Below are 18,089 nucleotides of genomic sequence, written 5' to 3' on the forward strand. Positions count from 1 at the left end.
GGGGGCGTCGCCGAGCTCGGCGACCAAACCGTCCCAGTCACCGCCGGAGACGTTGAAGACGCGACCCTCGGTGGTGTCGGTCGCGTACGCGTCGGTTGTCCCAGAAGGGATGTCTGCTGTGGTCATCAGCTGTACGTTCTCCGCTCGTCGGGCGGGGGGATCGTCGCGCCCTTGTACTCCACGGGGATGCCACCGAGCGGGTAGTCCTTGCGCTGCGGGTGCCCGGGCCAGTCGTCCGGCATCATGATCCGCGTCAGCGCGGGGTGGCCGTCGAAGATGATGCCGAAGAAGTCGTAGGTCTCGCGCTCGTGCCAGTCGCACGTCGGGTAGATCGAAAACACCGACGGCAGGTGCGGGTCGGCGTCGGGCACCGAGACCTCGAGGCGCAGCCGCCGGTTGTGGGTGATCGAGAGCAGGTGGTAGACCGCGTGCAGTTCGCGCCCGGTCTGCTCCGGGTAGTGCACCCCGGAGACGCCGGAGAAGAGCTCGAAGCGCAGCGCGGGATCGTCGCGCAGCGACTGCGCGACCTTCAGCAGCTGGTCGCGGCGGACGTGGAAGGTGAGTTCGCCGCGGTCGACCACGACGACCTCGATCGCCTCCTCCCAGCTGGATCCGGAGATCAGCAGGGCGCGGCGCAGGGTGTCGGCCGCGTCGTCGAACCAGCCGCCGTAGGGCGCCGCGGTCACCCCGGGCAGGGTGATCGGCCGGGTCAGGCCGGAGTAGCCCGAGGTGTCGCCGGAGCCCTTGACCCCGAACATGCCCTGCCGGTGCCCGACGACCGGACCCGGCTCGGCCGGCGGATTCTCCGGCTGCGTGCTGGCCGGGTGTTCGACCGTCATACCGTCACCGCCGCGGACTTCGTCCTCGCGGGGCCGGCATCTGTGTGCATCTTCAACGAAGCAGGCCCTTCATCTCCGACGTCGGCACCGCGGCGAGCGCGGCAGCCTCGAGCGCCATGTTCTCCTTGACCGCGTGCGGACCGAGCTTGGTGCTGCCGATCTGCTCGTGGAGCTTGAGGATCGCGTCGAGCAGCATCTCCGGCCGCGGCGGACAGCCGGGCAGGTAGATGTCCACCGGCACGATGTGGTCGACGCCCTGCACGATCGCGTAGTTGTTGAACATGCCGCCCGAGGACGCGCAGACGCCCATCGCGATGCACCACTTCGGGTTCGGCATCTGGTCCCACACCTGGCGCACGACCGGGGCCATCTTGTTACTGACCCGGCCGGCCACGATCATCAGGTCGGCTTGGCGCGGCGAGGCGCGGAAGGCCTCCATGCCGAAGCGGGCGATGTCGTAGCGGCCGGTGCCGGTCGCCATCATCTCGATCGCGCAGCAGGCCAGGCCGAAGGTCGCCGGCCACAGCGAACTCTTCCGCATGTACCCGACCACACCTTCGACCGTGGTCAGCAGAAAACCGCTGGGGAGCTTCTCTTCGAGCCCCATGCGTCGACTCCTTCTCGGGCGGTGTGGTTCGCGAGACCCGCAGCAGGTCCCGCGTCGCGTGCCTGGGCCTAGTGGTCCCAGTCCAGGCCGCCGCGTCTCCAGACGTAGATCAGCGGGACGAACACGGTGACGATGAACAGCGCCATCTCGACCAGGATCGAGATCCCGAACGAGTCGAAGGTGACGGCCCACGGGTAGAGAAAGATGATCTCGATGTCGAAGATGATGAAGAGCATCGCGATCGTGTAGTACTTCACCGAGACCCGGCCGCCGCCGACCGGCTGCGGAGTGGGCTCGATGCCGCACTCGTAGGCGTCGAGCTTGGCGCGGTTGTAGCGCTTCGGGCCGGTGAGGGCACCCGTGACGACGGAGAACGCGGCGAAGCCGAAGCCAAGGGCTGCGAGCACCGCGATCGGGATGTAGACGTTGCCGTCCATCCGTCGTCTCCATTCTCTTCTGAGTGGGCGTCAGGTACGTACTAGGCGTGTACTAGGCGGAGGGGGCGATCCGGGACAGGCCGTTGATGACCCGGTCCGCGGCGTCGCCGCCCTTGGGGTCGGTGAGGTTGGCGAGCAGCTTCAAGGTGAAGCGCATCAGGGCCGGGCGGGGCAGGCCGTGCTTGGTGGCGAAGGACATGAAGGCCGGGTTGCCGATCATCTTCACGAACACGCGACCGAGCGTGTAGTAACCGCCCCAGGCCTGCTGCAGGGCCTGCGGGTAGGTCTGGAGCACGAGCTCGCGCTGCGCACCGGAGCGGCCGAGCGCCTGCACCGCGATCTCCGCGGCCATCGCCCCGGACTCCATCGCGTAGGCGATGCCCTCGCCGTTGAACGGGTTGACCATGCCGCCGGCGTCGCCGACCAGCATCGCGCCGCGGGTGTAGTGCGGCTGACGGTTGAAGCCCATCGGCAGCGCGGCGCCGAGGATCGGGCCGGTCCGGTTCTCCTCGAGGAAGCCCCACTCGGGCGGGCAGGACGCCATCCAGGCCTTGAGCATCGCCCGGTAGTCGGTCTTGCCGAAGCCGCAGGAGTTGTTCAGCACGCCCAGGCCGATGTTGCAGGTGCCGTCACCCACCGGGAAGATCCAGCCGTACCCGGGCAGCAGCTTGCGCTCCCCGCGCGAGGTGTCCCACAGCTCCAGCCAGGACTCGAGCCAGTCCTCCTGGTGGCGGGGGCTCGAGTAGTAGGTACGGACCGCGACGCCCATCGGCCGGTCCTCGCGCTTGTGCAGGCCGAGCTCGAGCGAAAAGCGCGAGGAGTTGCCGTCAGCCACCAGGACCAGCGGCGCGCGGTAGGTGACCTCGCTGCCGTCGGCCTGCTTGGCGGTGACGCCGGCGACGCGGTTCGCGCGGTCGAGGACCGGCCCGGTGACGTTGGTCTGCTCCAGCAGCCGGGCGCCGGCCTTCTGGGCGTGCCGGGCCAGGGTCTCGTCGAAGTCCATCCGGGTCCGGATCAGGCCGTAGTCCGGGTAGGAGCCGAGCTCGGGCCACGGGACCTCGATGGTGTGGCCGCCGCCGATGATCCGCAGGCCCTGGTGCCTGAGCCAGCCCTCGGAGTCGGTGGGCACACCCATCGCCAGCAGCTGCTTGACCGCCCGCGGGGTGAGCCCGTCGCCGCAGACCTTCTCGCGCGGGAACTGGCTCTTCTCCAGCACGAGGGTGTTGAGGCCGGATTGGGCCAGGTGGAATGCCGCAGTGGCACCGGCCGGTCCGGCGCCGATGACGATGACGTCGGCGTCGGACTCCGTGTTTGGTTGCGCGCTCATACGACCCTGTCTCCTCACCGGCCCGTGGTGGCAACGAACCGGTCTCGCGGTGCGCGCCGGGGCCGTTGTTACGCGCGCTTGTGAACGTCTTCACGATTGCGTGCGAGGCAGAGTCTATTGCGTCGGCGGAGCGTTGATGACAGCGCCTCGGGCCGAGCCGTCCCCTATTCGGACGTAGCGAGTTGACGGGTCGCCCGTTCGACCAACTCGAACTTCTTCACCCGGCCGGTGACGGTCAGCGGAATGTCCGCCGCAGCCGTGAAAAGGACCTCCGCCGGGACCTTGAACCGGGCCAGGCGCTCCTTGCAGAAGGCCACCATCGCGGCCGGGTCCGGCAGGTCGTCGGGGTCGACGGGGACGATCCAGGCGCAGCCCACCTCGCCCATCCGCTCGTGGGGAAGGCCGACCACGTGCGCCGCCGCGACGCCGGGAAAGGCGCCGAGGACCTCTTCGACCTCGCTGGGGAGCACCAGCTCGCCGCCGCAACGGTAGGACTCCTTCTTGCGCCCGGTCAGCCGCAGATAGCCGTACTCGTCGAAAGTGCCCAGGTCACCGGTCTGCAGCCAGCCGTCCGGGTCGATCAGCTCGGCGGTCTCCGCCGGCTTGTCGAAGTACCCCCGGGTGATGATCGGGCCCCGCACGATCAGCGCCCCGATCTCCCCGGCCCGCACCTCGTTGCCGGCCGGATCGACGGCCTTGTAGCGCGCCAGCACCCCGCCGAGCGCGGGGTCGCCGGCGAGGCCGGCGGGCTTGTGGCAGCCGAGCGTGCCCTGCAGCGTCTCGACGGAGTCCCCGGGCATGACGCAGGTGGTGGACGCGGTGGTCTCGGTCTGGCCGTAGGCGGTGAACATCCGCTCGACGCCGAACACCTCGCGCATCTCGGCGAACATGCCCGCACGGTGGGCGGCGCCGGAGGAGAACATCGTGGTCATGCTCGTCAGGTCGTAGGAGTTCTTGCGCGCCTCGTCCAGCATCGGGGCGGTCATCGCCGGCACCGCCATCAGCTCGTTGAGCTGGTGGCGCGACACCGAGGCGAGCATGTCGACGGCGTCGAAGCTCGGCTTCGGGCAGATCGCCCCGCCCACCCAGGGCACCGACATGGTCGCCTCGACGTAGCCGAAGACGTGGTAGATCGGCATCGCGAAACCGATCCGGTACCCGTCGTCCATCGCCCGCGTGTACGCGCAGGCGTAACCGGTCCGCAGCACCGCGTCGTGGGTGAGCATCGCGCCCTTGGCCATCCCGGTGGTGCCCGAGGTGTAGAGCAGGTCAGAGACCGCGTCCGGGTCCACTTCGCCCGTGCGGGCCAGAATCTCGGCGTCGGAGACGTTTTTGCCCTCCGCGACCAGGTCCTCGACCGTGCGGCCGCGCTCCCCGCCGCCCTGGCCGGTGCGCAGCACGAAGACCCCGGTCAGGTCGGGCAGGCCGGTGAAGTCACCGGACTCCCAGCCGGGCGCCAGCCCGTCGAGCGCGGCCAGGTAGTCCAGGTCACGGAAGCGGTCCATGGTGATCAGCAGCTTCGCCCGGGACTGGCCGAGCACGTAGCCGAGTTCCTGCTGGCGGAGCAGGAAGTTGATCGAGACGGTCACCGCGCCGAGGCGGCCGCTGGCGTACTTCAGCGCCACGGTCTCGCGATAGTTGGCCAGGTCGACCGCGACGTGATCGCCCGGGCCGATGCCCTGCGCCGCCAGCCCGGCCGCCAGCCGGATGGACCAGGCGGCGATGTCGGCGTAGCTGTAGGTGCGCTCGTCCGTGATGACGTACGGCCGGTCCGGGTGTTCGGCGGCGACCACGTCGAGCAGCTGCGGGATGGTCCGGGGCGCCCAGACCTTCCAGCGGTCTTCCAGTGCCTGCCGCCGTTCCGCGGCCTGGGCGACCTGGTTCGGGTCCGCATCGGGCCGGCTCACCACGACCCCCCACCCACAAGGGATGTCATCCGCAGCGTCCTCACAACGGATGTCATCCGCAGCATGTGGGTCATCGGGGGCGCTCCTCGGTGATGGCGGCGATCTCTTCCGGGCTGAACCCGGCCTCGGCGAGCACCGCTCCGGTGTGCTCGCCGACGGCCGGGGGCTGTCGCAGCAGGGCCTCGCGGCCACCGTCCATCGGCAGGTGGAGTTGCTGCAGATCGGGAATCCGACCCGGCTCCGCGGGCGCGAGCAGCGCGCGCTCCTTGGTCAGCGGGTCGGCCAGGGCCGCGGCCAGGTCGTGCACCGGGCCGGCCGGGACACCGGCGGCCCAGAGCGCGTCCAGCCAGTCCTGGGCTTTGCGGGTGCGCAGCTGCTCGCCGATCAGGGCGTCGAGCTCGTCGCGGCGGGCGAGGCGATCGGCCATCGCGGCGAACCGCTCGTCGTCGGCCAGCTCGGGGGTCCCGAGCACGTCGCACAGCGTCCGGTAGGTGCGGTCGGTCGAGGTCGCGATCATGATCGGGGCGTCCGCCGTCGGCCACACGTTGTACGGGGCGGCGCTGGGCGCGGCGGCGCCGAGGCGGCCCGGGAAGGTGCCGGAGCCGAGGTACCCCATGATCTGGTGCGTCATCAGGAACAGCCCGGTGTCGACCAGCGTGGCCTCCAGTTGCTGCGGCCCCGGTGGTGATCCCGGCGTCTCCCGGCGCTTGAGCGCGGCCTGGATCGAGAGCGCGGCCCACATCCCGGTGGTCATGTCGATGATGGAGGGCGCGGCCCGGCTCGGTCCGCCGTCGGGCTCGCCGGTGGCTTCGAGGATTCCCGAGTAGGCCTGGATCAGGGCGTCGTAGCCGGCCCGGTCGTGCCCGATCGGCCCGGTGCCGAACGCGGAGACCGAGCAGTGCACCAGCCGGTCGTTGCCCGCGGCGAAGGCGTCGAAGTCCAGGCCGAGCCGGGTGGCGACCCCAGGCCGGAGGGACTCGACGACCACGTCGACGCCCTGCCCGATCCGCAGCACGGCGTCGCGGGCCTCCGGCCGGCGGAGGTCGACGGCCAGGCTGCGCTTGTTCCGGTTGAAGCCGAGGAAGACGGTGGCCTCGCCGCCGTCCTCGGCCGGCCAGCGCGGCGGCAGGCTGCGGGTGGCCTCGCCGACCGTGGGCCGCTCGACCTTGATCACGTCAGCGCCCAGGTCGGCCAGGATCATGCAGGCCAGCGGGCCGGCGATGTTCTCGCTGAGGTCGAGGACGCGCAGTCCCGCGTAGGTCTGCGCAAACGACACTCGGCCTCCCTGCCCCGAACCATTAGGCGTGACACGCCTTATGGTTCGGTTTGCCTAACGGACGGTGGTTAGGTATGTCTCAAGGGCGATCTTAGTCACCCAATGGCGGGGTGCGGAATGGCCTGCGACCAGCGAAGATTGACTTTGACGGATCAATAAACCTACCGTTCGTTCGGCGAGACACCTTGTCCCAGGAGGGCTGCCCCATGACCGAGGTCTACGTCGCCGGGGCCGCGATGACCCCCTTCGGGAAATCCGCGGGCACGGTCTCCGACCTGGCCGGCGCCGCCGTTCGCGACGCGCTCGCCGACGCCGGGGTCAGTCCTGCCGAGGTCCAGCAGGTCTTCTTCGGCAACTCCGCCTCCGGGCTGCTCCAGGGCCAGGAGATGATCCGCGGCCAGGTCTACCTGGCCGAGACCGGCCTGCTCGGCGCCGCGATCGTGAACGTGGAGAACGCCTGCGCGGCCTCTTCCTCGGCCTTCGCCCTGGCCTGCGCCGCGGTCGCGTCCGGCCAGGCCGACATCGCCCTCGCGGTCGGCGCGGAGCGGTTGATCGTGCCGCAGAAGGTGCGCGCGTTCGCAGCGCTCGCTTCGGCCACCGACCTGGAGCGCCGCCCGGAGATGCGCGAGCTGGTCTGGGACCTGGCCCTGGGCGGCAGCGCCGAGCCGGTGATGCCGTCCAGCTCGCCGCTGATGGTCCACTACGCCTCGAAGGGCGCTTCGTATTTGGAGCGTTCCGGGGGCACCGTCGAGGACTTCGCCCGGGTCGTGGTGAAGAGCCGGGCGGCCGGCGCCCTGAACCCGAATGCGCAGTTCCGGACGCCGACGACCATCGACGAGGTCCTCGCCGGGCGGTTGATCTCCGCGCCGCTGCACATGGCGATGTGCTCCCCGCTCTCCGACGGCGCCGCGGCGCTGGTCGTGATGAGCGAGCGGGCCGCGCGCTCGCGGGGCCGGCTGGGGCTGCGGGTGCGGGCCACCTCGATCGCGTCCAACAACCCCCTCGCCGGCGTGACCCCGACCCAGGCCGCGTCCACCCACGCCTACGAGCGGTCCGGACTCGGCCCGGCCGACCTTGACGTCCTTGAGGTGCACGACGCGGCCGCCCCGGCCGAGCTGATGCTGATCGAGGAGCTGGGCGTCACCCCGCCCGGCACCGCGATCAAGCTCCTGCGCGACGGTGAGACGTCGATCGGCGGGTCGATCCCGGTGAACACCGGCGGCGGCCTACTCTCCCGGGGCCACCCCATCGGCGCGACCGGCGCCGCCCAGATCGTGGAAATTGCCGACCAGTTGCGCGGACGGGCCGGCGCGCGGCAGGTGTCCGGAGCCCGTATCGGGCTGGCCCAGAACGGTGGCGGCGTGTTCTACGACGACGAAGCGACAGTCACGGTCACGATCTTGGAAGCAACCGGAGGGACATCGTGACTGTGGCGGAAGAGACCGGCAACAGCCCGCGCACGCGGCCGGTACTGCCCGACGTGATCGTCCGCGAGGCGATCCGGCTCTTCGGCGAGAAGAGCTACCCGGTCGTGGGTATGCGCGACCTGTCGAAAGCCGTCGGCGTGCAGCCCGGGTCGCTCTACGCGCACATCAGCAGCAAGGAAGCTCTGCTGATGCTGATCGTGGAACAGGGCATCACCAACTACATCGAGGCCATCTCGGCCGCGATCGCCACCGACGACCGGGCCGACGTCCGGCTGCGGGCGGGCATCCGCGCCCACATGCGGGTGCTGGCCGGGACGACCGAGCAGACCAAGGTCACCTTCGGCCAGTGGCATTACCTCGGCCCGGAGAACCGCTCCCGGGTCCTGGTGCTGCGCCAGCAGTACGAGGACTTATTTCTGACGGTGGCTCAGGACGGCATCCGCTCCGGCGTGCTCCGGCCGGTGCCGCATCTGAAGGCGACGCTGCTCGGCATCATCGGTGGGCTGAACTTCGCGGCCGAGTGGTACTCGCCGACCAAGTCCGACTCCCCCGAGGGCATTGCCGACGCGATCGCCGACGTGCTGCTCTACGGCCTCACCGCGCCGGCGGGGAACCACTCGGCCTGAGGCCCGCGCTTCGCCTCGCCCCGCTCCGCCCGCGCCCACTCAGCCCCCGCGCCCCACTCAGCCCGCGCCACACTTCGCGACTTCTGCGGCGTGGCGCGCCTATCAGCCGCCGTCGATGGGCGCGCCGCGCGACAGGAGTGCCCCTCGCACGCGACCTCTGCCGCGTTGCGCGCCTATGGGTGCCCGTCGATCGGCGCGGCACGCGACAGGAGTGCGCCTCGCCCGATCCCACCGCAGAGGAATTGGTGAGCGCGTTCAAGGGTCTGCGTGGCGACTCCCTGGGTCAGATGCGCGCCGAGCCGACGCGTTGTTCGGCTCGGACCGCATCGATGGGTGAGGGCGCTGGTCAGTCGTCGATGCCCTTGTTGAACCGCGGCGGCCGCTTCTCCAGGAACGCCTCCACCGCCTCCAGCAGATCCGGCTGGCGGTGCAGGGCGTCGGTGACCTGGTAGCTGGTGTTCATCGCGGTCGGGAAGTCCTGGGTCCAGGACGCCCGCAGCGCGTGCTTGGTTGCCTCCAGCGCGCGCCACGGCTTGTTGGCGATCTTCGCTGCGAGCTCGAGGGCGGCCGGCAGCAGCGCGTCGGGTTCGACGACCCGGGAGACCAGGCCGAGCTCCAGCGCCCGGTGCGCGTCGACCACGTCGCCGGTCAGGGCCAGCTCTGCAGCGACGCCGGACCCGACCAGCTTCGGGAGCAGCCAGCTGCCGCCGTTGCCCGGGGCCAGCCCCAGATTGATGTAGGTCTCGCCGAGCTTGGCCTTGGTGCTCGCGATGCGCAGGTCGCAGGCGAGCGCGAAGTCCAGGCCCCCCGCGGTCGCGCCGCCGTTGATGGCCGCGACGAAGACCAGCCGGGAGGCCAGGATCCGTTGGGTCAGCGGGAACAGCGCCCGGGCGTTGAAGGGCTCGTTGCGCACCGGCAGCTCATTGATGAGGTACTCGCGCATCGCGACCAGGTCCGCCCCGGCGGAGAACTGCTTGCCCGCCCCGGTCAGCACCACGACCCGCACCGAAGGGTCCGGCTCCCACTCGTCGAGCACGGTGAACAGGTCCCGCACCAGCTCGACGACGACGCCGTTCCCGCGGTCCGGCCGGTTCAACGTCACCATCGCGACACCCGGCGCCGGCCGCTCGTAGTAGAGCGTCTCCAGATCGACCCGCTTGCCCTCGCTCACGGCCCCATCCTTGCGGCATGTCGTCCCGCATGGGCGCCTGTCAGCCCGCATGCCGGCTGACATGCGCCCGCCAGGGACGACGTCCCGCAGGAGGCGGTCACGTCAGCCGCCGGCGATCGCGCGGTCGGTGGCCCAGTACTTCGCGCGAACCTCGCGGCGCAGGATCTTGCCGTACGCACTCGTCGGGAGCTCGTCGACGAAGTCGATGTTCTTCGGCTTCTTGTAGCCGGCCATGAACCCGGCGCAGAAGTCGATGAGCTCCTTCGCCGTCGGCGCCGTTCCAGCCTCCGGCACGACGACGGCGTGGACGGCCTCGCCCCAGTAGTCGTCGGGGATGCCGATCACGCAGACACCCGCGACCGACGGGTGGGTGATCAGCACCTCTTCGACCTCCCGCGGGTACACGTTGTTGCCGCCGGAGATGATCATGTCCTTGGTGCGGTCCAGCAGGAACAGGTAGCCGCCCTCGTCGAACTGGCCGACGTCGCCGGTGTGAAGCCAGCCGCCGCGCAGGGCCTCGGCCGTCGCTTCCGGGTTGTTCCAGTAGCCGGCCATCACGATGTCGCCGCGGATCACGATCTCGCCGGAGACGCCCGGCGGGCACTCCTCATCGTTCTCGTCGAAGATCTTCACCTCGACGTCGGTGCGGGTGAATCCGCACGAGGCGAGGCGCGGGTCGTCGTTCTTCACCATCTCCAGGTGCTCCTCGCGGGGCAGCACCGTGGCGGTCATCGGGCACTCCCCCTGGCCGAAGATCTGCACGAACACCGGGCCGAAAACCTGGACGGCCTTCTTCAGGTGCTCGACGTAGATCGGCGCCCCGCCGTAGCAGACGGCCTTCCAGGTCCCGATGTCGTACTTGCCGGGCTCGAACTCCTCCAGGCACTTCACGATCTGGGTCGGAGCCATGAACGCGATGTGCGTGACGCCCAACCGCTCGACGTCGCGGAACGTCGAGTCCGGCGAGAAGCTCGCCGAGTCCGAGATCGCGTTGTTCGCGCCCCGGGCCACCGCCGGCAGCGCGAGGATGCCGGAACCGTGGGAGAGCGGCGCCACGTGCAGCATGACGTCGTCGTGCTGGATGTTGTAGCAGTCGGCCAGGTAGTTCATGACGCAGACGCGGACCACGCGGTGGGTCCAGGTCGCCCCCTTGGGCTTGCCGGTGGTGCCCGAGGTGTAGAACAGCCAGCAGACGTCGGACTCGTCGATGTCGACCGGATCCTTCAGCCCGTTCTGACTGTCTGTCAGCTCGTCGTAGCTCGTGACCGCGGCCGAGCAGTCGCCGCCGAACCGCTGCTCCACCGACCCGAACGAGACCCAGTGCTCATCGAGCGGGGTCTCGAACTCGCTGGTGTGGATCAGCACCCGGGCGCCGGAGTTCTCGACCAGGTAGGCCATCTCCATCGGGTGCAGCCGGGCGTTCATCGGCACCACGACCAACCCCGCGGCGAAGCAGCCGAAGATCACCTCAAGGATCTCGGGCCGGTTCGACATCACGAACGCGACCCGATCCCCCTTGCGCAGCCCGCGGGCGAGCAGCTCTCCGCCGATAGCCAGCGAGCGGTCGGTGAACTGGCGGTAGGTGGTGATCTCGCTGCCGTACTGCAAGGCGGGCCGGTCCGGAAACCGGACCGCGGACTTGGTGAGGAAGGTCGCGACGTTCATCGCTGCTCCTGGCTGTGGAGGGGTCAGGCGGCCGTGAACCAGGCGGCGGCCCGCTCCGCGATCTCCGCGGCATCGGCCGGCGCGAAACTCACCCGCTGGTTGCACACGTAGTGGTCCCAGGTGCCGTCGGGGCCGGGGTGCAGCCGGCACATCAGCTGCGGGCCTTCGTCGAGTTTGACGATGCCGATGCCGTACGGCGCCTCGACGTCGAAGGTACTCGGCGGGCCGTAGCGCAGGATGGTGAACGTCTGCAGTTGGCCGGCGCCGGAGACCTGCTCCCAGCCGAGGCTGCCGCTGAAGCAAGCCGGGCAGCGGTACTTCGGGTACATGATCAGCGCGGCACAGTCGTTGCACTTCTGCACGATCAGGTTGCCCTTGGCCAGCGCCGCGGCGAACGGGCCGGTGAGCTCGGTGTCGTTCTGGATGTAACCGGTGTCCTTGAGAACATCTGCGGTAGCCATCAGCGGGTCGCCCTCTCCAGCATCATGATCTGCGCGTCCATGTACGAGCCGCCGGTGCCGCCGACGATGCAGCGCCTCGCGTTCGGCACCTGGCGGTCGTCGCCGCGGTGCAGCAGCTGGCGGATTCCCTCGATCAGCAGCGCGGTGCCGCCGCCGACGCCGGTGTGCCCGGCCGAGAGCAGCCCGCCGTTGGTGTTCAGCGGGAACTCCCCACCCGGAGAGAACCGTCCCTTGTGGAACTCGCGCGCCGCCTCGCCCTTGGACGAGATCTGCAGGCCCTCCAGCGCGATCGCGAGCACCGCGGCGTAGGAGTCGTAGACCTCGCCGAGGTCGGCGTCCTCCGGGCCCCAGCTCGCGGCCTCGTAGGCCTCCTTCGCGGCCTCCACCCAGCCGAGCACGCCGAGGTCGGCGTCCTGCCCGGCGGCGTAGTGCGAGACGCAGCCGCCGGAGCCGCCGATGCGCACCCAGGCGTCCTGCTTCTTGGCCGCCTCGGTCGCACTCGTCATCACGAAGGCGCCGGCGCCGTCCGCGAGGAACGGGCACTCGAAAGCGTGGATCGGGTCCGAGATCATCTTGGAGTTGACGATCTTCTCGATCGTCAGCTTCTTGGCGTAGTACATGGCGTTCGGGTTCAGGTTCGCCCAATCACGCAGCGCGACGCAGATCGCGGCCATCTCCTCGGCGGAGGAGCCGGACTGGTGCATGTACCGCTGGGTGATCAGGCCGCCGATGGCGTTGAACTGCAGGCCGGTCGGCGCCTCCCATTCTCGCGGGATGCCGTTGACCGAGAGCATGTCGATCATGTCCTGCAGGTCGGCGGAACCCCAGCGCTCGGAGTAGACGACGAGCACGTTGCGGGCCTGGCCGGAGGCGATCAGACCGGCCGCCATCCGGGTGGCGTTGTCCGAGGTGGACCCGCCGGAGTGCACCATCACCGAGCTCTTCACCTTGCCGTGCAGGCCGAGCTCCTCGGCGACGCGGCTGAAGATCAGGTCGGCCTGGTCCGGGATGCCGTGCAGACAGGGGATCAGCACGATCTGGTCGATATCTGTGTGACTGAGCTGCGCGTCCTTGATGGCGCGGGCCGAGGCCTCGACGATCTGCGCCATGAAACCGCGCTCGCGGTAGACCCCCGAGGGGATCTCGCCGATGCCGATGAACGCGGCGTCGTTCGCGCTTCCCGGCTCGGGGTAGGGCGGGGTCCAGATCTCTGACACGTCAGCTCTCCAAGGGCGTGCGACGGCGGGCCAGCATGACCCAGTGGAAGTTCATGACTGACTCGTCCTTCTGGTTGATCACGTCGTAGCCGACGTGCAGGACGCCGTACTTCGGGCTCTTGTGGTCCTCGGTCTCGATCACGGAGGCGCGCACCCGCAGGGTGTCGCCGGAGCGGACCGGAGCGGTGGCGCGCATGGTGCGGCACTCGATGAGCGCCTCGATGCAGTTGCCGTACCAGCCGGAGAGGGCGACCAGCCCGACGGCGATGCTGAAGGTCAGCGGGCCGTGCGCGATGCGCTCACCGAACCGGCCGTTCTCCGCCCACATCGCGTTGACGTGTAGGGGGTAGTTGTCCCCCGTCAGGCCCGCGAACAGGTTGATGTCCGCCTGGTCGACCGTGCGGCCGCCGGTGAGGATCTGCTGGCCGAGCACGAAGTCCTCGAAGAAGCGCTGGTCCGGCGCCCACGTGCTCGTCGTCATCGGTCGCTCAGGCCCATGTGACGGGCAATCACGGTCTTCTGGATCTCGTTCGCGCCGCCGCCGACCATGCCGTGCTTGGCCTCGCGGAAATAGCGCTCCATGTCGTACTCGGGCAGCTGGGCGTAGCCGCCGTAGGCCTGCATGCCGTTGAATGCGATCCGGAACGCCGTCTCGGCCGCGAACACCTTCGCCATCGAGACCTCCTTGGAGGCCTTCTCGCCGTGCACCATCTTGGTCGCGGCGTTGAACACCAACAGCCGGGCCGCGGTCAGCGCGGTCTCGTCCTCGGCCATGCGGTGCTTGATGACCTGCAGGCTCGAGAGCGGCCGGCCGAACGCGATGCGGTTCTTCGTGTAGTTGATGGTGTCGTCGAGCGCGGTGCGCGCGTTCCCGACGTAGGACGCGGCCAGGCCGAGCCGCTCGTAGTCCAGGTGCTCGGCGATGTACTTCCAGCCCTCGCCGATGGTGCCGATGACGTCGGAGTCCGGCACCCGGACGTCGGTCAGGAAGATCTCGGTGGTGCCGAGGCTGCGGCGGACCATCGTGGGCATCTTGCGGATGTCCAGGCCATCGGCGGTGTTCGGCATCAGGAACGTGCTCAGGCCGCCGTGCCGGTCCGGGCCGGTGCGGGCAAGCATGACGATCCAGGCACCGGGCAGTTGCGCGCCGGAGCACCAGGTCTTGTTGCCGTTGAGCACCCAGTCGGTGCCGTCGTGGACCGCCTTGGTGCTGACGTTGGCGGCGTCCGAACCTGCCTGCGGCTCACTGATGGAGATCGAGAACCGGCGCTCGCCCTTGAGGAAGGCCGGGATGTGCTCGGCCTGCTGCTCCGGGGTGCCGTGGTAGACGACGTTGCTGATGGTGAACATCGAGGTCATCAAGCAGGCCGCGGTGTCCAGGCTGAACTTGGCGATCGCCTCGCAGAAGATCGCGTACATCACCGGGTCCGCGGCGACCCCGCCCAGTTCCTCCGGGACGAGCATCCCGAGCCAGCCGTTGTCGGCCGCCTTCCGGTACACCTCGTCGGGGAACTGACGGTTCTCGTCGTGCTTACGCGTGTACTCCCGCCCCACCTCTCGCTCCATGAAGCGATGGAGGGTGTCCTTCCACGCGAGCTGCTCATCGGTGTGTCGGAAGTCCACGAGGGGCTCCTTGTGGTGGGGCGGAGGGCGGTCCGGGACCAACACTAGACAATCGTTCGTTAGGGCGAAAGAGTGGGCCAGAACACACGTTCATCACACCCCGGAATCCCGCCCGGAAGGACAGCTCCATGACGCGCATCGCCCCGACGTTCGCCGACTACAAGGACAAGTACGCGAACGTCGCGTTCGAGCGGAACGACGGCATCCTCGAGATCACGCTGCACACCGAGGGCAAGCCGCTGGTCTGGAGCGCGACCTCGCACGACGAGATCGCCTACGCCCTCGGCGACGTGGCCAACGACCCGGACAACAAGGTCGTGATCATCACCGGAGCCGGCGACGCGTGGTGCCCCGAGATCGATTTCAGCTCGTTCAACCTGGCCACCGCCGCGGCCTGGGCGGAGATCATGCACGAGGGCGCCCGCCTGCTCACCAACATGCTGGCGATCCAGGTACCGGTCATCTGCGCCGTCAACGGCCCGGTGCTCAACCACCCCGAACTTCCGGCGCTCGGCGACATCGTGCTGGCCTCGGAGACCGCGACCTTCTCCGACTCCCCGCACTTCGCCTCCGGCATCGTGCCCGGCGACGGTGCCCACATCGTCTGGACCCACCTGCTCGGCCCGAACCGGGGCCGCTATTTCCTGCTCACCGGCCAGACCCTCGACGCCCAGCAGGCGCTGGATTACGGGGTCGTCTCCGAGGTCCTCCCCGCCGAGGCGCTGATGGCCCGGGCCCGCGAGCACGCCGCCAACATCGCCGCCAAGACCCCGCTGGCCCGCCGCTTCGCCCGTCGCGTCTGCACCCGCGAGTGGACCCGCCTCCTGACCAACGACCTCGGCTACGGCCTGGCCCACGAGGCCCTCGGCGTCCTGGACCTGATGGACGTCATGAAGGCCCAAGCCGAAGGCTGATCCCCCAGAGCTCAAGGGATGACATCCCTTGGGAGGGCAGCAGCGTCACCCCGGACCGCTCACAGATCCGGGGTGGCGCTGTCCCGAGGACGCTGCGGATGACATCCGCTGTGCGTTAGAGCTTGACCAGCGCGGACGAATCCCCGACGACCGTCATCGCCCGCGGGCGACCAGATCGGACAGCGGCGTACCGCGGCCCGCCTCCGCCCGCGCGGCCGCCACCTGCGACGCGTCGGGGCGCTCCACCGGCCCGTCGACTTCGGCCAGCAAGCCGGCCAGCGCCAGCCGCTCCCGGATTCGGGTGACTTCGTCGCCGCTCACGCAAGCACGCCCTTAGAGGTCGAGGACGATGCGGTCGCCCTTGGCGCGGGAGACGCACAGGGTCATGGCGCAGTTGGAGGCGCGGACCTCGGGCGAGAGCACGGCGTCGCGGTGCTCGATCTCGCCTTCCAGCACGGGGGTGATGCAGGTGCCGCAGACGCCCTGGGAGCAGGACCAAGGGACGGCGACGTCGTGCTCGGCCAGGACGTCGAGGGCCTGGCGGTCGGCGGGGATCTGGAAGGTGCGGCCGCTGCGGCCGAGGACGAGCTCGAACGGGCGGCTGTCGGTCAGGTCGATGACGCCGGCGGTGAAAGACTCCCGGTGCAGGGCGTCGATCGGGTACTCCAGACGGGCGGCCTCGTCGCCGAGGGCATCCATGAAGCCGGCCGGGCCGCAGACGTAGACCGCGGAGTCGCCGGCCCAGCGGCCGACGGCGCGCTCGAGGGAGAATCCTCGGCCGGGGGTGTGCACCTGGATCGAGGCGGCGAACGGCAACTCGGCCAGCGCAGCGCCGAACGGAACTGACGCCTCGTCATGCGCGCAGACATGGAGGGTGAACGGCGTGCCCGCGGCGTGCAGATGGTGGGCGAAGGACAGCAGCGGCGTGATGCCGATGCCCGCGGCGACCAGCTCATAACGCGCGGCCGGCACCAACGAGAAGTTGTTCCGCGGCGCGCTGACCGTCACGACCTCGCCGACCCGCAGCGTCTCGTGCACCTCCAGCGAACCGCCGCGACCGTCGGCCAGCGCCTTGACCGCGATCCGGTAGCGGACCCCGACCGAGCCGACCGAGGCGGCCAAGTCGGCCGGGCCGCACAGCGAGTACTGGCGCACCCGCCCACTCGGCAGGTGCAGGTCGACGTGCGCGCCCGGCGTGAACGGAGGCAGCGAACCGTCGATCCCCTCGAGCTCGAAGGACCGCACCCCGGCACCGACGTCGGCAGCCGAGACCACCCGCGCGGCCACCGTCGTGTCGTACGCCCGCCGCGGGATGTCGAAGGGCTCGGGACCGCGGAACAGCCCGCGCTCGGGGATCCCCTGCTTGCGCAGGATCGAGTCCGAGAGATCCCAGACCCGGTGGTACTTGTGGAACGGCACGTGGGGCATCGCGTGGTGGATGCAGTGGTCGGTCTGGCCGAGCCAGTAGACCTTGCCGGCCATCGTGCCGCGCACCTCGACGGTGCTCTGGAACGGCGCGACCTGCCAGGTGGACTCGTCGGGGTGCTGGATGTGCGCGAACACGTAGACCAGCACCAAGAAACCGAGCCAGTGCGGGATCAGCCAGCACAGCACGAAGTCCCAGCGGTAGGGCGAGGCCAGGAACCCGACGTACATGCCGACGTAGACCACGATCATCGCGGTGAAGCGCAGGTTCTCCGCGCGGCTGCGGGTCTTCCACAGCTTGGTGAGCCACCAGTGCGCCCACACCCACTCGGGGCCGGCGAACGCCAGCGGCAGCACCTGCTTCGGCGCGTGCACGAACAAGTGGTCGGGATCGCGGTTGCGATCCCCCACCCACCGGTGGTGCTCCATGTGCAGGGTCCGGTAGACCGGCGTGGTGATGCCCGGGAGCAGCATCGTCCCGGAGATGGTGCCGATCGCGTCGTTGACCCGTTGGCTGCCCGAGGCCGCGTTGTGCACCGCGTCGTGCAGCGGGGTGAAGCAGGCGTAGAAGGCCAGCTGGTTGAGCACCAGCATCGCGATCAGCGGCAGGTTGCCGGCCAGGTAGGCCCAGGTGCTGCCGATGAACAACGCCCAGGACCCGGCGGTCAGCGCGAGGTGCGGGAGTTGCCACACCGGCTTGTGCGCGATCGCGTCGTAGTCCGGGTCGCGCACCACCTGGGCGAGAACCTGGCGCACGGAGGGATTCGCGGTGATTGTCACGTCACCAACGATGCCGACGGCCGGGCCGCCTGGGCAAGGTCGGCGCCCGATAGCACGCGATTCCGGCCTGGGCGGACATGGATAAGAACTGCTCACCCTCCGGGATAGTCAGCCAGCGATTATCCAGAATAGATAACGTTTCGCAGATTACTCTCCATTCAGGGTGAAGTCGATGATCAGGGCGGCCTCGAGGTCGTAGGCCGCCTCCGCGATGGGGTGGCCGAGCAGCTCGGTGGCCTTGGCCAGCCGGTAGCTCACCGTCTTGTGGTGCACGTGCAGCGCCGCGGCGGTCCGGGCCAGGTTCCGGCCCACGGCCAGGTAGGCGCGCACGGTGGCCCGCAGGCGGGAGGTCGCCTCGTCGCGCCGGGCGAGCGCGCCCAAGCGCCC

At 69.6% G+C, this 18,089-nt stretch carries 18 protein-coding genes; 3 read left to right on the forward strand and 15 right to left on the reverse strand.

Translation table 11 applies throughout. From position 1 onward, the window contains the following. Positions 1-125: 125 nt before the first annotated feature. From H0X00_RS06980 to H0X00_RS07005, 6 genes are all read right to left on the reverse strand, one after another. Positions 126-839, reverse strand: a complete 714-nt coding sequence (locus H0X00_RS06980; protein WP_293768439.1) for an NADH-quinone oxidoreductase subunit C — start codon at positions 837-839, stop codon at positions 126-128. A gap of 52 nt (positions 840-891) precedes the next feature. Beyond that, positions 892-1,446 (reverse strand): NADH-quinone oxidoreductase subunit B family protein, encoded by a 555-nt coding sequence (locus tag H0X00_RS06985; RefSeq protein WP_293768441.1) that lies wholly within the window; start codon positions 1,444-1,446, stop codon positions 892-894. A gap of 68 nt (positions 1,447-1,514) precedes the next feature. Then, positions 1,515-1,883, reverse strand: coding sequence for an NADH-quinone oxidoreductase subunit A (locus H0X00_RS06990; protein ID WP_293768443.1), 369 nt, complete (start codon positions 1,881-1,883; stop codon positions 1,515-1,517). Between the two features lie 52 nt (positions 1,884-1,935). Beyond that, positions 1,936-3,210, reverse strand: a complete 1,275-nt coding sequence (locus tag H0X00_RS06995) for a geranylgeranyl reductase family protein (RefSeq protein ID WP_293768445.1) — start codon at positions 3,208-3,210, stop codon at positions 1,936-1,938. A 164-nt stretch (positions 3,211-3,374) separates the two neighbouring features. After that, complete coding sequence (locus H0X00_RS07000) at positions 3,375-5,117, reverse strand: AMP-binding protein (RefSeq protein ID WP_293768447.1); 1,743 nt, start codon at positions 5,115-5,117, stop codon at positions 3,375-3,377. Positions 5,118-5,187: 70 nt separating this feature from the next. Beyond that, complete coding sequence (locus H0X00_RS07005) at positions 5,188-6,393, reverse strand: CoA transferase (RefSeq protein WP_293768449.1); 1,206 nt, start codon at positions 6,391-6,393, stop codon at positions 5,188-5,190. 206 nt (positions 6,394-6,599) lie between these two features. On the opposite strand from H0X00_RS07005, the gene H0X00_RS07010 reads away from it, so the two are divergent. Both H0X00_RS07010 and H0X00_RS07015 read left to right on the forward strand, forming a co-directional pair. Continuing rightward, positions 6,600-7,820: a thiolase family protein gene (locus H0X00_RS07010; RefSeq protein WP_293768451.1), complete on the forward strand. Its 1,221-nt coding sequence runs from the start codon at positions 6,600-6,602 to the stop codon at positions 7,818-7,820. Further along, positions 7,817-8,446, forward strand: a complete 630-nt coding sequence (locus H0X00_RS07015; RefSeq protein ID WP_293768453.1) for a TetR/AcrR family transcriptional regulator — start codon at positions 7,817-7,819, stop codon at positions 8,444-8,446. Before H0X00_RS07010 ends, H0X00_RS07015 begins: the two co-directional genes overlap by 4 nt. A gap of 346 nt (positions 8,447-8,792) precedes the next feature. On the opposite strand, the gene H0X00_RS07020 is transcribed toward H0X00_RS07015, so the two are convergent. The 6 genes from H0X00_RS07020 to H0X00_RS07045 form a co-directional block, all read right to left on the reverse strand. Next, on the reverse strand, positions 8,793-9,617 hold the full coding sequence (locus tag H0X00_RS07020; protein WP_293768455.1) for an enoyl-CoA hydratase-related protein: 825 nt from the start codon (positions 9,615-9,617) through the stop codon (positions 8,793-8,795). Positions 9,618-9,719: 102 nt separating this feature from the next. Beyond that, on the reverse strand, positions 9,720-11,282 hold the full coding sequence (locus H0X00_RS07025) for a long-chain fatty acid--CoA ligase (protein WP_293768457.1): 1,563 nt from the start codon (positions 11,280-11,282) through the stop codon (positions 9,720-9,722). A gap of 23 nt (positions 11,283-11,305) precedes the next feature. Next, positions 11,306-11,743 carry an OB-fold domain-containing protein gene (locus tag H0X00_RS07030; protein ID WP_293768459.1) on the reverse strand — a complete coding sequence of 146 codons (438 nt, stop codon included), beginning with the start codon at positions 11,741-11,743 and terminating at the stop codon, positions 11,306-11,308. Then, on the reverse strand, positions 11,743-12,960 hold the full coding sequence (locus tag H0X00_RS07035) for a thiolase family protein (RefSeq protein WP_293768461.1): 1,218 nt from the start codon (positions 12,958-12,960) through the stop codon (positions 11,743-11,745). Before H0X00_RS07035 ends, H0X00_RS07030 begins: the two co-directional genes overlap by 1 nt. Position 12,961: 1 nt before the next feature. Beyond that, positions 12,962-13,441 carry a MaoC/PaaZ C-terminal domain-containing protein gene (locus H0X00_RS07040; RefSeq protein ID WP_293768463.1) on the reverse strand — a complete coding sequence of 160 codons (480 nt, stop codon included), beginning with the start codon at positions 13,439-13,441 and terminating at the stop codon, positions 12,962-12,964. Next, on the reverse strand, positions 13,438-14,583 hold the full coding sequence (locus H0X00_RS07045) for an acyl-CoA dehydrogenase family protein (RefSeq protein ID WP_293768465.1): 1,146 nt from the start codon (positions 14,581-14,583) through the stop codon (positions 13,438-13,440). The genes H0X00_RS07040 and H0X00_RS07045 overlap by 4 nt, the downstream gene beginning before the upstream one ends. Before the next feature lie 128 nt (positions 14,584-14,711). On the opposite strand from H0X00_RS07045, the gene H0X00_RS07050 reads away from it, so the two are divergent. Further along, the gene (locus H0X00_RS07050) at positions 14,712-15,497 is read left to right on the forward strand and encodes an enoyl-CoA hydratase/isomerase family protein (protein WP_293768467.1); all 786 of its coding nucleotides are present in this window, start codon (positions 14,712-14,714) and stop codon (positions 15,495-15,497) included. A gap of 153 nt (positions 15,498-15,650) precedes the next feature. Here the strand turns inward: H0X00_RS07050 and H0X00_RS07055 are convergent, their stop codons facing one another. From H0X00_RS07055 to H0X00_RS07065, 3 genes are all read right to left on the reverse strand, one after another. Then, a complete protein-coding gene (locus tag H0X00_RS07055) occupies positions 15,651-15,818 on the reverse strand; it encodes a hypothetical protein (RefSeq protein WP_293768469.1) in 168 nt (55 codons plus the stop codon). 12 nt (positions 15,819-15,830) lie between these two features. Next, a complete protein-coding gene (locus H0X00_RS07060) occupies positions 15,831-17,702 on the reverse strand; it encodes a fatty acid desaturase (protein WP_293768471.1) in 1,872 nt (623 codons plus the stop codon). 147 nt (positions 17,703-17,849) lie between these two features. After that, a partial coding sequence (locus tag H0X00_RS07065) for a helix-turn-helix domain-containing protein (RefSeq protein ID WP_293768473.1) occupies positions 17,850-18,089 on the reverse strand: 240 nt, incomplete at its 5' end.

Source organism: Sporichthya sp., from assembly GCF_013815995.1.
GTDB lineage: Bacteria > Actinomycetota > Actinomycetes > Sporichthyales > Sporichthyaceae > Sporichthya.

Bases quoted from the DNA above. Each gene is read 5' to 3' on its own strand.
- H0X00_RS06980 (WP_293768439.1), bottom strand. From the start codon at position 839: ATGACGGTCGAACACCCGGCCAGCACGCAGCCGGAGAATCCGCCGGCC.
- H0X00_RS06985 (WP_293768441.1), bottom strand. From the start codon at position 1,446: ATGGGGCTCGAAGAGAAGCTCCCCAGCGGTTTTCTGCTGACCACGGTC.
- H0X00_RS06990 (WP_293768443.1), bottom strand. From the start codon at position 1,883: ATGGACGGCAACGTCTACATCCCGATCGCGGTGCTCGCAGCCCTTGGC.
- H0X00_RS06995 (WP_293768445.1), bottom strand. From the start codon at position 3,210: ATGAGCGCGCAACCAAACACGGAGTCCGACGCCGACGTCATCGTCATC.
- H0X00_RS07010 (WP_293768451.1), top strand. From the start codon at position 6,600: ATGACCGAGGTCTACGTCGCCGGGGCCGCGATGACCCCCTTCGGGAAA.
- H0X00_RS07025 (WP_293768457.1), bottom strand. From the start codon at position 11,282: ATGAACGTCGCGACCTTCCTCACCAAGTCCGCGGTCCGGTTTCCGGAC.
- H0X00_RS07030 (WP_293768459.1), bottom strand. From the start codon at position 11,743: ATGGCTACCGCAGATGTTCTCAAGGACACCGGTTACATCCAGAACGAC.
- H0X00_RS07040 (WP_293768463.1), bottom strand. From the start codon at position 13,441: ATGACGACGAGCACGTGGGCGCCGGACCAGCGCTTCTTCGAGGACTTC.
- H0X00_RS07050 (WP_293768467.1), top strand. From the start codon at position 14,712: ATGACGCGCATCGCCCCGACGTTCGCCGACTACAAGGACAAGTACGCG.